Origin of the sequence: Clostridium beijerinckii HUN142, assembly GCF_000621745.1 — a bacterium.
Classification (GTDB): Bacteria; Bacillota; Clostridia; order Clostridiales; family Clostridiaceae; genus Clostridium; species Clostridium beijerinckii_A.
Window position 1 is genome coordinate 96,230 of the sequence record NZ_JHXK01000005.1, and the last position, 15,164, is coordinate 111,393.

The following is a 15,164-nucleotide window of genomic DNA, read 5'->3' on the forward strand; positions in this document are numbered from 1 at the left end:
TATTCTCACCATGAATTCTTTTCCAAAGGAAACTGATTTGAATCGAATTTTTAATAGATTACTATATCTTCCATACTTTAATCAATCTTAAAATAATTATAAAAAGAAGGTGTACTATGGCAAAGCAAATATTGTTATTAGATAATGTTCATAAATCTATAAAAAATAAAGAAATTGTTAAAGGCATTACCTTTTCAATTAATGAAGGTGAGGTTTTGGGTTTTCTTGGTCCAAATGGTGCCGGAAAGTCTACCACTTTAAGAATGATTGTCGGCCTTTCTTCCCCTACTAGTGGAAAAATTTTAATCGATGGCTATTCAATTACTAAGGATTATGTTAAGGCTATGTCTAAAGTTGGATGTATTATAGAAGGTCCAGATATGTATAATTATTTAAGTGGTTTAGAAAATTTGAAGATGCTTGCTTCTATGAATAAAAATGTTACTAATGAAGATATAACAAGAGTAATTGAACTTGTAGGAATGCAGAATAGAATAAATGAGAAAGTGTCTACTTATTCTTTGGGAATGAAACAAAGGTTAGGACTTGCGCAAGCTCTTATTCATAAGCCAAAGCTTCTTATATTAGATGAGCCTACAAATGGACTTGATCCTTCAGGAATAAATGAGTTTAGACATATTATTAAAGATCTTGCTAAAAAAGAAAATATTGCTGTTCTCGTTTCTAGCCATTTGATATCTGAGGTTGAATTAATGTGTGATACTGTTGCAATAATAAAAAGTGGTACTTTACTAAAATACGCTTCAGTCTCTGAACTTATAAGTGATAAAGAAGTTTCCTTTGTTCTAAGTGATAATTCAAAGGGAATTAAAATATTAAAAGACAAGTGGAATATTGATAGTTCACTAATAAACAATACGATAATAGCAAAAGTTGATGTATCAAAAATTGAAAAAATTAATTCTTCGTTTATCGAAGAAGAAATAGCAATAAAGTTCGTAAGTATAAATCAGAAAACTTTGGAGGATCTGTTTTTATCACTTACAGAAAGTAACTCTATTGTTAGTTAAGGAGGTGTATATATTGCTAGTATTAGTTAAAAATGAAGTTAATAAAATATTATATAAGCGAAAACTCCTACTTATTAGTGCTATAATCCTAATTTTAGTTTCACTTTTTGCATACGGCCAAAATTATCAATATCAAAACACTTTGAATAAGTATTTAAAGACAACTACTCAAAGTGGCGATATCCCTTGGCAGTCATTGCAAAAACAACAAATTCAGGACCTAAAAAATAGGCTTAATAGACCTGATACCCCTGACGAAAGTAAGCCCTCAATTAATATTCAAATTCAGCAAAACCAGTATTATTTAGATAACAACATAAATCCAATTACTCCAAGTGCTGCAAAATTTTCAGTTAAGCTAATGGAACAGTCCATATCAGTATTACTACCTTTACTAATAATTCTATTGGCTGGGGATAGCGTATGTGGAGAATTTTCTGCTAAAACTATAAAAGTACTGCTAACAAGAGCTGTTCCTCGATGGAAGATATTACTTAGTAAATATATAGCACTTCTAATCATGTTTTCTATAGTAATTCTAGAGATGGCTCTATTTTCAATTTTAATTTCTGATTTATTTTTTAATAACTGGGGATTTAACGAGCCTGTAGCTACAGGTTTTAGCTCTGCTTCCGGAACCTTAGATGTTTCCAATGTAATCAAAGTAACCGAATTGCAATATTTAATTCTCGTATACTCTCTTGGATGGTTTGTATCAATTGTTATCGGTACAATTTCATTTATGATTTCAGTTTTAGTAAGAAATACAGCTACTTCCATAGGTATAATGATGGCTACATTAGTTGGGGGAGGTTTTCTTAGATTGTTTCTAAATGATTGGCCTTCAATAAAGTACTTTTTTGCCATCAATCTAAACTTACCTCAGTATCTTACAGGATCATATACTCCAATAAGTGGAATGTCATTAAGTTTTAGCACTTTAGTACTTCTAGCTTGGGCTATAGGTGCATTTATTGTTAGTTTTATTGTATTTTTAAAACAAGATGTATTAGTTTAAAAAGGAGGGATTTAAAATGTTTAAAAATATAAAGTGGAAATTTATTTTATTGCTATCCATAGTTTCTACCATAACCTTAGTTACAGGATTTATATCAGCATTATCAATAAGTTCTCGCCCTCCTAAAGAGATATCAGATAAGGAATCTGAACAACCTAAAAGTGAAGAATTAGATCAAAATTATTACAGCATATTAGTTCTTGGTGACTCCCTTGCTAAAGGAACTGGAGATGAAAAGGGACTTGGCTTTTCAGGCTATTTTTCAGAATACTGGAAAACTAAAGTTTCAAAGGAGATTAAAATAAATAATCTTTCCATAAACGGGGATGTATCTAACGGGCTTTTAAATGTAGTTCAAGAGTCACAAACCTTAGCTGACATTAAAGGATCAAACATGATATTTATATCTATAGGTGGAAATGAAATAAGTAAACTTAAAAATACAGATATAAGCTCCTCCACAACTAAGATAAAAGATATTCAAGATACCTATTTAGCTAATCTAAAATCTATTTTTAATATAATAAGAACCAATAATCCATCATCTATGGTCGTTTTTATTGGCTTATATAACCCATTCGGAAAAGATCTTACATCTGATAAGGTAAGCATATTAAATGAATGGAACTATCAAAGTCAGCAACTTTTATCATTAGATTCAAATGCGATTTTTATTCCAACATATGATCTTTTCAAATACAACTTACAAGATTATCTAGCTGCTGATAATTTTCATCCAAATAGCACCGGTTATCAAGCTATTTCTAACAGAATAATTGAATCTTTAAAAAATTATAAATAATATACTATAATAAAGCTGCCTAGTCTGATAAATACTTTCTGACTAGAGCAGCTTCATAATATAATATAAAAATTTATTCTAGCTTGATATCAACTTCTAAAGGAGATATTCCAACAAGCTGAATGCTTCTACTATCTGGTTGTGATATACCAACAAATAATTTGAACCTTTTACTATCTAATATCCTTTCTCCATCATCATTAACCACTTCAAATGATGATTTCTTGATTTTCATTTTTACAATCTTGCTTTCCCCCATTTTCAACCCAACACGTTTAAATCCTGCTAGACTATGATTCCTAACAGCATGTTTAGATTCAAGATCTTTTATATAACATTGTACAACTTCTTCTATGTCAAAATTTCCTGTGTTAGTTATCTTTACGCTTACCTCTACATCATCGAAATCACTTTCTACATCTGGTACATGCAATTCTGATAATTTTACAGTGGAATAAGTTAATCCATAACCAAATGGATATAAGCTTTCACAAGACATATAGCGATATGTCCTATCTTTCATTGAATAATCTATAAATTCTGGTAAATCCTTAGTATTTCTATAAAATGTAATAGGTAATTTTCCACTTGGTGAATACTTTCCAAATATTAAGTCAGCCACCGCTCTGCCACCTCTACTTCCAGGATACCAAGCATCTAATATAGCTGAACACTTATCCTCTACATTATTAAATGTCAATGCACTTCCTGCGCCAATAACTAATATAACAGGTGTACCTGTTTCTATTATTTTCTCTAATAATTCTTGCTGTCTTCCTGGTAAATTTAAGCTTGCTTTATCACCAGCTCCTTCACTATTACCTGCATCTCCTTGCTCACCTTCAATTGTAGAATCTAGTCCAAGGCATAGAATTGCAACATCTGATCTTTCTGCTATTGATATTGCTTCTTTTAATCTGTCATTAGGTTCTGCTAATTCTTCAACTCTGTCTCTAAATAAATGACAACCTTCGGAATAATATACTCTTACATCTTCTCCTACGGCTTCATGTATTCCCTCTAGCACAGTTATATATCTAGATGCAGTTCCTGAATAATTGCCTTTAAGCATGATCTGGCTATCAGCATTAGGGCCAATAACAGCAATTGATTTTAAGTTATTTTTATTTAATGGTAATATTCCATTATTCTTTAATAGAACCATTGAATTTCTAGCTGCTTTTAATGATAATTCATTATGTTCTTTACAATCATTCAACTCATATGGTATTTTGTTATATTCACACTCTTCATCAAACATTCCCAATCTTATTCTTGTTGCCATTAATCTTTCTGCTGCTGTTGTTATATCTTCTTCTGTTACTAATCCCTCTTTATAGGCAAGCAATAATTGAAGATACACATTGCCACAATTTAGATCACATCCATTTTTCATAGCTAATGCCGCTGATTCTGTTGCAGTGCTTGTCACTCTATGATGCAAATGAAAATCAGCAATTGCCCAACAATCGGATACTACATGACCTCTAAAGTTCCATTTTCCTCTTAATATATCTCTTAATAAAGTTTTACTTCCGCAGCAAGGTTCACCATTTGTACGGTTATACGCCCCCATTACTGCCTCTACATCACCTTCTTTGACACAAGCTTCAAAAGCAGGTAGGTAAGTCTCATATAAATCCTTTTTACTTACAACTGCATCAAATTCATGCCTTAATCCTTCTGGTCCGCTATGAACTGCAAAATGTTTTGCACATGCTGCCGCTTTTAAATATTTGCCTTCTCCTTGTAGTCCTTTTACAAAGGCCACTCCTAATCTAGATGTTAAATATGGATCTTCACCATAGGTTTCATGACCACGACCCCATCTAGGATCTCTAAAAATATTAACATTTGGTGACCAAAAAGTTATTCCCTTATATATGTCTCTATCATCTTTTTTGCTGTTTTCATTATACTTTGCTCTGCCTTCTGTTGAGATAACTTTTGCAATGTCATTCAATAATTCATCATCAAACATAGCAGCTAATCCTATGGCTTGTGGAAATACTGTTGCTGTGCCTGCTCTCGCTACTCCATGCAATCCCTCATTCCACCAATTATATCTAGGTATATTTAATCTTTTTACAGCTGATGATTTATAAGTTAATTGTTCTGCTTTTTCTTCTAGCGTCATTTTCCCTACTAATTCTTTTGCTTTTTCTAACGCATATTCATGAGTAATTCTTTTTTCTTCGACCATATTACACATCTCCTAAAATAATCATAATATTTATTCTAACTTTTTTAATTATAAGACTAAACAACCAATGTATTAAAAGAATGAGGCTGAATATTAAAGCTATAATCTTCACCATTAACACTAAATGTGACTTCTTGTAATTCATCAAATGGATTTAATAATTCTAATACAACACTTCCATCCGGATTCTCAAAAGCCAGAGCATTTCCTGCAAAGTCCCCTTTTAGACCTTTCATTGTTGCTCCTTGTTTTATATATTTTGAAAAATGTCTCATTAGATAATACTCTGGATTATATTTAACATCATTATCTTTTGTCACCGTAATAAGCGAATTTTGTTTCCATCCCCAAGTGCTTATTCCCTCTTCTTCAAGTGCCATATTCCAATAGGTATAGGCGCTTACTCCATTTATAAAGTATGTCCACATTAAATTGAATACATATTCAGCATATTCCCAGCTATTTTTTCCTTCTCCACATTCATTTTCTGTCTGTATCAATTTCATTTCTGGATAAGCAATTCTTGTCTGCAGCAAAGCATGCTTTCCTCCCCATTGATATCCAACGCCCTTTATATGTCTTTTTGCATCTTTATCACTTAGTACAGTATTAGCAAAATTATTATATTGACCAAATTGCCAATTTTCATCTCCATAATCATCATAAGGAGAATTTAATGTTCCAAGCCATATCTCAGTATCAAGTTTATTCTCTTCAAATAATGGCCCGATGTATTCTTTTATAAAATCACGTAATTGTTTTCCTGACCAAACACATGATGGAAACTTCTGATCTGCTATAGGTTCATTTTGTATGTGTACCTGATTAATTTTAATACCCTCTTTTTGGTATTCTTCAATAAATTTCTTAAAGTAAAGAGCATATGCTTTTAGATTTTTCTCCTCCCATATTAATGTTCCGAAATTGTATACTTCCGGGAACTTCATCCAAGTTGGCGGGCTCCATGGAGAAGCAAATAAATTAAGCTCCCCACTATATTTTTCTGCTTCTTTAATGTATGGAATCAAGCATTCTTTGTCTCTTTCAATGCTAAAATTCTTCATTTCATAATCGCCCTTAGTTTCATTTAGACTGTACCAGCTTTCTGCATAATCATTTGCTCCAATTGGCAATCTACAATAAGTAAAATTACATTCCTCTGGATCAAATAGATTTCTAAGCACCTCTTCTTTCTTATCATTTGGAATCTTTTTTAATGCTATATATCCTAACTCATTAAAACATCCACCAAATCCATCAATAGTTTGATAAGATTCTCCATTTAACTCTAATGTATGGTATGATTTATCTTTACTAATATCTATAGTACTACTTACTAAGCTATCAGTCCTTGTTGTTGAAATCAAAGTTGCCTTCCTCATTATAACTTCCTCCTTTTTCTCTAAATTCAGTTGGTGACATTCCTGTCTGTTTTTTAAAAGCTAAAGAGAAATAATTTGTATCCTTATATCCCACTAAAGTTGCTATTTTACCTGTTTTCATACTAGTTGTTTCTAAGAGGGATTTAGCCTTCTGTATTCGTTTACGTATGATGTAGTTATTACAACCTTCTCCTGTACTATGTTTAAACAGCTTTGAAAAATAGGTTGGAGTTAAATAAAGCATTTCCGCTATACTATATACTGAAATGTCTTCATTTAAATGATCATTGATATATTGTTTTGCTTTTCTTATAATTTCATGGCTTTCTCCGATATCAGTCTGAAGTATTTGTATTATGAAATCTCGTGTAATTCTCAACGCATCACTTCTACTACAATTTTTTAATGAAATTAATAAAGAATTTAATTTATTATCTGATATATCTCCTTTTTCCATGGCATAGGAAAAATATATTCCTCCTCCAATATCAAAACATGTTTTCTTAACTAATGATGTTGATAAATTATAAAACTCTATAGCCTCTGAATAAACTTCATAAATACTCATTACTTTCTCAAGGTCATCTATATTATCTATCATATTCTTCTTAAATTCCTGAACTCTCTCGTTAAATAAAGTCAAACGCATTTCTCTAGGTTCTTTCGTTATTATTTTCCCATATGTGCTCTTATTATTTAATAAAACACATGCGTCGTTATATGAAATATTGATCTTATTAAATCCTCCTACAACGCTTCCAAGAATTACTTTAGGATTAATCTCATACTCATTTTTCAAATACTCAATTAAATGCTGTATTCTTAATGTTACTTCTTCTAATTCTTCTCTTATAAATATAGCAATCACTATGTTTTTATTCTTGTCCTCAAATGTAACCCCTTGTTTCTTAGAATCAAATAATTCAATACAACTATTTTTAATAGATAAATTTAATAATTCAAAATGTTGTTTCCAAGCTAAATTATCATCTATAATTGGACATACCAAAGCAATTTGAAGCATTTCTTCCTTATCGTAGGAATACTCTCTCAATACTTTTTTAATTTCGCTTGTCTTTACCCGTTCATAAAGTAAATTTTGCATAATTTGTTCAAGCTTAAATTGTTCTGTTACACCTTGTATCCTGCTATTTATCTTCTGTTCATGACTTAAAGTTTTTTCATGCTCTAAATCTTCTATCAATCTTCCGATAGCATTCTCTAGTTCTATCTCATCTACTGGTTTTAAGAGATAGTCCTCCACTTGCATCTTGCAGCATTTTTGAGCATATTCAAAATTATCATATCCTGTTAAAACAATAATTTTTAGTTTAGGATTCAAATAATTTATTTTTTCTACCAAAGATAACCCATTCATTTCAGTCATACATATATCTGTAATCATAATATCAAATGCTTCTTCTTCCATTATCCTTAAAGCTTCAATTCCTGAGGATGCCATTTTAACAGTATCTATTTTGAGTTTTTCCCAAGGAATCACACTACATATTCCTTTTCGAATCATTTCCTCATCATCTACAACTATAGCTTTATACATTAATTATTCTCTCCTTTAGGTAATATAATATCTACCGTAGTTCCATCATGTTCATTTTTCTTGTAGTATAATCCATAACCACTACCGAACAATATTTCTATTCGCTTATGAACATTTCTTAAGCCATATCCTGTCTTTTCATCAAATATTGAAATAGAGCTATTTATTTCATCAATTTGTTCTTGTCTCATTCCAATCCCGTTATCAGCAACTGATATAACTATCTTATTATTTATTTCTCTTGCGGTAACTAATATTTTACCTTTATACCCATCTTTAACTCTTATTCCATGATAAATAGAATTCTCTATTAAAGGCTGAAGTGTAAGTTTAGGTATTAATACATTTTTAAAATTCTCATCTACATTTATTTCACACTCAGCAATGCCACTATATCTCATATTTTGTATGATCAAATAATTTTCTACATTTTCTAGTTCTTGCGAAATAGGAATAACATCTTTCCCTCTACTTAGACATAATCTATAATAATTAGCTAACGCTTTTACCATTTTTGATACATCTTTATTTCCATCCGATAAAGCCTGCCAATGTATACACTCTAGTGTGTTGTATAAAAAATGTGGTTTAATTTGAGATTGCAGTCTGTTTAATTCAATTTGCTTAATCTCAGACTGTTCCTTCTTTATCCTATACATAAGTATATTAATTTCTTCAATCATGATATTAAAGCCACTTGCTAGTTGCCTAAAATCTTTACCATCGTAATCATTTTCCATTCTAACTTCGAGATTTCCCATAGAAACCTCTCTCATCTTTCTTGCAATATCATCCATTGGCTTATATAAGTTATTGCTTAATTTATAGCAAGCTATACTAATTAATACTCCAGCACCTATTACTAAAGCTATTATTAAAATTATTACTGCATTGGTATCCTTTAGCATTGATCTTGTTGGTATCTCTCCTACCATATACCAGTCCCAATTATCAAGCTTCTCATAAATAACCATCTTATCTTCAACTTTTTGTTGGCCACTTTTTCCTTGCAATACGCTTTTATAAGGACTTTCTGTTCCAATCAGAGATTTATCCTCATTAGATATAATAACCCCATCTTTATCTGTTAAATATGTTTGTACTTTTAATCCTTTATCCAAATTTGAGTAAAATTCTTTTATACTTTTTTCTCCAATTCCTATTACTAAAAATCCAGTATATTTATTAAAATTGTATTTATCATTGATCGGTTGATATATATTCAGTACATACTGATCTGGATAAAATACTTTTTTCTTCATGCTTATCTTACAGTTACCAAACTTTGTGCCTACAGCATCTTGATAATCTTTTAAAGTTTGAGTCCTGAAATCGCTGCTTGTCCAAGACTCTCCAACATAGATTAACTCTGGGCCATCAAATTTCACCAATCCAATATAATCTATATAACTGTTTGTATTCAAGAGATATCTTACTGACGAATATGCATCACTTGTATCTTTGTTATAATTCTTTGAAGTCAGCCTATTATTCATTAAAAATTCTTTAACTCTACTGTCTCCTGTGATCATATTCGATGTCTCAATAATATTTTTTAATGTTATATTTAAAATATCCGTTATTGTTTCGAACTGTCCTTGCACTAATCCACTGGATTTTTCAGTAATTTGCTTTCCTGCTAATTGATAAACAGCAAAAATTACAAAACTATTAGTAATTAAGACTGCCAATATAAAAAAGGTAGTAATCTTCTGATTAAATTTCATTTTAGATAGCTTATTTATAACTTTTCTCAATTCCTTATACATACCTGTATCCCTTTTTGTAATTCTTATATATAAGAGTTAATACCTACCATAAGTATATTATTAACCTTTGACAGCTCCTGCCATCATACCCTTTATTAATTTATCTTGTCCAAAAATAAATGCTATGATCATTGGTAACATAGAAATAGTTAATACTGACATAATCATTGGAACATTCATTGTATATTGACCTTGATATTCCCAAATAGCAAGTGGTAATGTTCTATTAGGTAATGTTTGAGTTAAAACTAATGCAAAACTGAATTCATTCCATATAGCAACACCATTATAAATTGCTAAAGTTGCTAACCCTGGCTTCACTAATGGAAGCATAACATTTGAAAAAATTTTATATTTATTGCACCCATCTATCTCAGCTGCTTCTTCTAATTCTCTAGGAATTGCCTGCATAAATGTAACTAATATAAATACTGAGATTGGTAAGTTAAAAGCCACATATGGACCTATTAATGCCCAAGGACTATCATACAAACCCATCTTAGTAGTCATCAGAAATATTGGAAGTAATGTTACGTGAACTGGCACTGACATACATGCTACTATTATAGCATATATTGGCTTATTTAACTTAAACTTGAATCTCGATAATGGATAAGATGCACATGCACTCAAGAATAATAAAATTACTAGCGACACTATAAGTACTAAGATACTATTTTTAAAGTAAATAAATATGTTCCCTTTAAATACGTCAATAAAATTCTTTAAATATAAACTTTTAGGTAAATCGAATACACTTCCCATAAGCATTTCAAATTGCTGTTTAAACCCTGCTAGTAACATAAATATAAAAGGAACCATTGTAATTAAAAGCCAAGCTATTGCGAGTATTCCAACGATAGCTTTTATAGATAATTTTTTTATTAATAAATTCTGCTTCATAATAGTCAATCTTCCTTTCTATTTAATGCTTTAATTGTGATTAATGATATTATTGTTATAAGAATAAACATTCCTGAAGCAATTGCTGAACCGTATCCCATTCTTTGGGATAAAAACGCATTCTTATACATATAAGTTGCCATGAGCTCTGATGCGTTACCTGGTCCTCCACCTGTCATAACATATATAAGATCAAAATATTTTAATGATCCAACCATTGATAATACAATTGCACTTTTAATAGCTGGTTTCATAAGTGGAAGTGCTATTTTCCAGAAATACTGACTTTTTTTGGCTCCATCAATTATTGCTGCTTCATATAGATCTGATGGTATTCCACTATACGCAGCTAAAAAATACACCATATAGAAAGGAATAAATTGCCAACAAATAGCTATTGTGATGGTTAATAATGCTGTCTTAGGGTTACCTAATAAATCTACTGAATGCCCACCAAGTAATTTTGATATTCCTGATACTATACCCGAATTTGCATCTAATGCATACTTAAATAAATAACCAATTGCAACAGATGACATTAGCATTGGTATAAACCAAATTACTTTAAATATATTAAATTTTTTTCCACCAAAATCTAAAAATGTTGCAAGAGCAAGACCTATAGGTAATTGAACAATTATAGATAGAACCATAATAATAATGTTATTTAGAAATGCTTTTCTAAAAACCTGATCGGCAATAAGTTCTTTCCAATTATTTAACCCTACAAATGCCTTATTTGATGCAAATCCATTCCAATTATAGCAACTTAAATTAAAAGAGTAGACAATTGGATATGCTATATATATTATTAAGAATAAAAATGCTGGCACAAGAAATATAATTGCTGCATTTCTTGTTGACGCGGCACGTCTTTTAGCTAAACTATTAGTTTGTGATTGCACTTTTTCTCTCTCCTTTATATAATTATTGAGCTGTTACAAAATTAATTCCACCGCATAAATTCAACTTCTGTATTTCACTTATAATATAAACATATTTAAATTCCTGTTATATCGTATATATACTCTTTTTCAGAAATCATAAATATATTTGTGGAAAAAACATTTGAAAATGAGCTGTTAAAGGTTCTTAGCTGTAGGTTGTTCCATTTTAGCTTGTCAAACTGAAAGTTGGATCATGCTAAAGTGGATACAACCTGCTGCTTATAGAACCTTCAGCAATATTTTCATAGTTTTTCGGAATCAAAATATTTATGATTTCGGCAAGTCACAATATAAATCTAATTTTAAAGTTGGATATCTGTAATAGAATTTTTATTTTGCAACAGCTTTTACATTACTTTTTAATGCTGCTATAATTATTTATTTTTTGCTTTATATGAGTCCATAGCAGATTGTAATTCCTTATCTGCATCTTGTGGAGTCTTAGTTAAACCAAATATTTCTTGGCAAGTTGATTTGTGTACTTCTGCAACTTCTGCTGGTAAGTATTGGTCATACCATAATTGAACTCCTTTTGCTTGATTAACTGTATCTAAGATTTTTTGTGTTAATGCATCATCTGGTTTGAAATCTTTAAGTGGAATAATCTTACCTAATTTCTTACGATCTTGTAGTGCTTGATCATCTAATAAAGATTGAATTAATTTAAAAGCACCTTCTTTATCTTTACATGTTTCTGAAATTGAATATAAGTTATCTCCAACTGTTCCTGCACAAAGTGATTGATCTTCTTTTGAACCATCTAATGCTGGGAATGGGAAGAATCCTAATTTGCTCATAAAGTCTGGATTTTCACCAAGTACTGTACCTGTAAACCATGATCCCATTAAATCCATAGCTGCATCACCTTTGTATAACGCTTGTCTAGCTTGGCCACTATCATCATCCATACCATTGAATCCATCTATAAAGTAACCTTTTTTAACCCAATCTTGAATCTTGTTCCCAGCAAATTCAAATGCAGGATTTTCAAATTTTCCTTTTCCTGCTGCAGCATCTGCAAATGCGTTAAGTCCACCTGAACGAGTTGCTAAGTACATATAATACATAGATCCTGTCCATTTTGTAGCATTGGCTAAAGCAAATGGAGCTACTCCGTTAGCTTTTAACTTATCGCATGCAGCTTCTAATTCAGATATAGTTTTTGGTTCTTGTATTCCATATTTAGCAAAAACATCTTTGTTATAGAAGAAACCCGCTACGGATACGTTTTCAACTGGAACGGCATAAATTTTGCCATTGTATGAACATTGATTAATTCCAGCATCTATAAATTTATCTTTGTAGTTATCTTTGTTCATGAATTCTGTAAGATCAGCTATTTTATTTGAATTTACATAATCAATTAATCCTGATCCTCCCCATTGAATAAATACATCTGGAGTCTGATTTGAACTCATTGCCATAGATAATTTTTGTTTGTATGAGTCATTAACCTGATCAACAACTTCTACATCATATTGTGGGTTAGCTTCCATAAACCTTTTCACTGATGCTTTAATTGCATCTGCTGCTGTCGATGTTTGGATGTGCCACAATGTCAATTTTGTCTTTCCTGAAGCAGATCCACTGCTTGCTTGTGAAGAGCTGTTTCCGCAGCCAATCATTGATGCAGAAACCATAGTTACTGTCATTATGATTGATGCTATCCTTTTCAAATTCTTATTCATATACCTTTCTACCCCCTAGAATTTTCATATATTTGATATACTTATATATTAGCATTGATAACGTTTAATAAAAATTGAATAATTTGTCTTTTAGATATAATTTTATATCCTATTATAATTTTTCTTTATTAAACGCATAAATAACCTCCATTTTAAATAGTTCTCTAAAATACTATCTAAATAATGAAGGCCTTTATATTCTTATTCATATATTAAATTTTTATAAATTACGGCTGAAAGCTGGAGGGGAACCTGCCTTCAGCCTTTGAAATATATTATCTCAAAAACAAAGATAGATAAAAAAACTGCCAAGAATATTCATCTATAACCCTTTGATTCTGGTAAATATCCAATACTATTTGAAAGGATTTTCAGTTTTGTAAAGCATACCTTTTGGTTGATTGAATCCAACTTCTTTAACACCTAAATATCTAAATAAGTTGTAAACTGCTTTTCCAAAGTGTCCAAATGCAACTGCTCCATGATGAGGATATCTTCCTTCTACTAATACGTGACGATAGAATCTTCCCATTTCAGGAATTGCAAATACTCCTATAGCTCCAAATGAACGAGTTGCAACTGGTAATACTTCACCTTCTGCTACGTAAGCTGTAAGTTCTGCATCTGCATTACTTTGTAATCTGAAGAATGTAATATCTCCTGGTACTATGTCCCCTTCAAGTGTTCCTCTAGTTATATTTGGTTCTTGATTTGGTTCAAGAGCTCTTGCCATAATCATTTGGTTTTTCATTGTTCCACATGTTAATTTACAAGCTGCTGTATTACCACAGTGGAATGCCATGAATGTATCATTTAATGAATAGTTAAATTTACCTTTAACTTCTGATTCATACATATCAGCTGGAACTGTATTATTTATATCAAGTAACGTTACAACATCTTGGCTTATGCAAGTTCCGATGTATTCACTTAATGCACCATAAATATCAACTTCACATGATACTGGAATTCCCATAGCTGTTAAACGGCTGTTTACATAACATGGTACAAATCCAAATTGTGTTTGGAATGAAGGCCAGCATTTATTTGCAAATACAATGTATTCTCTTGAACCCTTATGTTCTTCCATCCAGTCTAATAATGTAATTTCATATTGAGCAAGCTTTGGTAAGATACCAGGCATTTTATTTCCTTCACCTAATTCTTTTTCCATGCTAGCTATAACGTCTGGAACTCTTGGATCATCTTTATGCGCATTAAATGCAGCAAATAAATCTAGTTCTGAGTTTTCTTCTATTTCAACACCTAAATTGTATAATTGTTTAATTGGTGCATTACAAGCTAAGAAATCTTGAGGTCTTGGACCAAAAGAAATTATCTTTAAGTTCTTTAATCCTAATAATGCAGTAGCAACTGGTACAAATTCAGAAATCATTCCTGCAACTTCTGGTGCTGTTCCTACTGGATATTCTGGAATGTATGCTTTAATGTTTCTTAGAGCTAAATTGTAGCTTGCATTTAACATTCCGCAATATGCATCTCCACGTCCGCCTATTAAATTATCTCCGCTTTCTTCTGAAGCAGCTGCAAACATAACTGGTCCATCAAATTCTTTAGCAAGTAAAGTTTCTGAAGTTTCAGGACCAAAGTTTCCTAAATATACAACTAATGCGTTTACTCCAGCTTCTTTAACTTCAGCTAAAGCTTTTCTCATATCTTTTTCATTTTCAACAGTTGTTTGACATTCAAAAATTTCTCCATTAAAAGCTTCTACTACTGCTTTTCTTCTATTTGCTGATAATTCCATTGGGAAACAATCTCTGCTTACTGCAACAATTCCTAATTTTACTTGTGGTATATTATTCATTTTTAACTCCTCCATTTTTTATGAATTTTAAATTC

The 15,164-nt window shown here is 31.0% G+C and carries 11 protein-coding genes; 3 read left to right on the plus strand and 8 right to left on the minus strand.

Annotated features, from left to right (window positions below):
* Nucleotides 1–116: 116 nt before the first annotated feature.
* From T483_RS0100485 to T483_RS0100495, 3 genes are read left to right on the plus strand one after another with little or no spacing between them, the layout of a single operon-like run.
* Nucleotides 117–1,031, plus strand: coding sequence for an ABC transporter ATP-binding protein (locus T483_RS0100485; protein WP_026885037.1), 915 nt, complete (start codon nucleotides 117–119; stop codon nucleotides 1,029–1,031).
* Between the two features lie 13 nt (nucleotides 1,032–1,044).
* Nucleotides 1,045–2,049 carry an ABC transporter permease gene (locus T483_RS0100490; RefSeq protein ID WP_026885038.1) on the plus strand — a complete coding sequence of 335 codons (1,005 nt, stop codon included), beginning with the start codon at nucleotides 1,045–1,047 and terminating at the stop codon, nucleotides 2,047–2,049.
* A 16-nt stretch (nucleotides 2,050–2,065) separates the two neighbouring features.
* Entirely contained in the window at nucleotides 2,066–2,851 is a 786-nt protein-coding gene (locus tag T483_RS0100495) for an SGNH/GDSL hydrolase family protein (protein ID WP_026885039.1), read from the plus strand.
* A gap of 73 nt (nucleotides 2,852–2,924) precedes the next feature.
* On the opposite strand, the gene T483_RS0100500 is transcribed toward T483_RS0100495, so the two are convergent.
* The 8 genes from T483_RS0100500 to T483_RS0100535 form a co-directional block, all read right to left on the minus strand.
* Nucleotides 2,925–5,054, minus strand: coding sequence for a glycoside hydrolase family 3 C-terminal domain-containing protein (locus T483_RS0100500; RefSeq protein ID WP_026885040.1), 2,130 nt, complete (start codon nucleotides 5,052–5,054; stop codon nucleotides 2,925–2,927).
* A gap of 56 nt (nucleotides 5,055–5,110) precedes the next feature.
* On the minus strand, nucleotides 5,111–6,436 hold the full coding sequence (locus T483_RS0100505) for a glycoside hydrolase family 30 protein (protein ID WP_026885041.1): 1,326 nt from the start codon (nucleotides 6,434–6,436) through the stop codon (nucleotides 5,111–5,113).
* A complete protein-coding gene (locus tag T483_RS0100510; RefSeq protein WP_026885042.1) occupies nucleotides 6,399–7,994 on the minus strand; it encodes a response regulator transcription factor in 1,596 nt (531 codons plus the stop codon). The genes T483_RS0100505 and T483_RS0100510 overlap by 38 nt, the downstream gene beginning before the upstream one ends.
* A complete protein-coding gene (locus tag T483_RS0100515; RefSeq protein ID WP_026885043.1) occupies nucleotides 7,994–9,763 on the minus strand; it encodes a cache domain-containing sensor histidine kinase in 1,770 nt (589 codons plus the stop codon). The genes T483_RS0100510 and T483_RS0100515 overlap by 1 nt, the downstream gene beginning before the upstream one ends.
* A gap of 60 nt (nucleotides 9,764–9,823) precedes the next feature.
* The gene (locus tag T483_RS0100520) at nucleotides 9,824–10,666 is read right to left on the minus strand and encodes a carbohydrate ABC transporter permease (RefSeq protein WP_026885044.1); all 843 of its coding nucleotides are present in this window, start codon (nucleotides 10,664–10,666) and stop codon (nucleotides 9,824–9,826) included.
* A gap of 5 nt (nucleotides 10,667–10,671) precedes the next feature.
* A complete protein-coding gene (locus T483_RS0100525; RefSeq protein WP_026885045.1) occupies nucleotides 10,672–11,571 on the minus strand; it encodes a carbohydrate ABC transporter permease in 900 nt (299 codons plus the stop codon).
* Nucleotides 11,572–11,987: 416 nt separating this feature from the next.
* On the minus strand, nucleotides 11,988–13,301 hold the full coding sequence (locus T483_RS0100530) for an extracellular solute-binding protein (RefSeq protein ID WP_026885046.1): 1,314 nt from the start codon (nucleotides 13,299–13,301) through the stop codon (nucleotides 11,988–11,990).
* Between the two features lie 355 nt (nucleotides 13,302–13,656).
* Entirely contained in the window at nucleotides 13,657–15,129 is a 1,473-nt protein-coding gene (locus tag T483_RS0100535; protein WP_026885047.1) for an L-fucose/L-arabinose isomerase family protein, read from the minus strand.
* Between the last annotated feature and the right edge of the window lie 35 nt (nucleotides 15,130–15,164).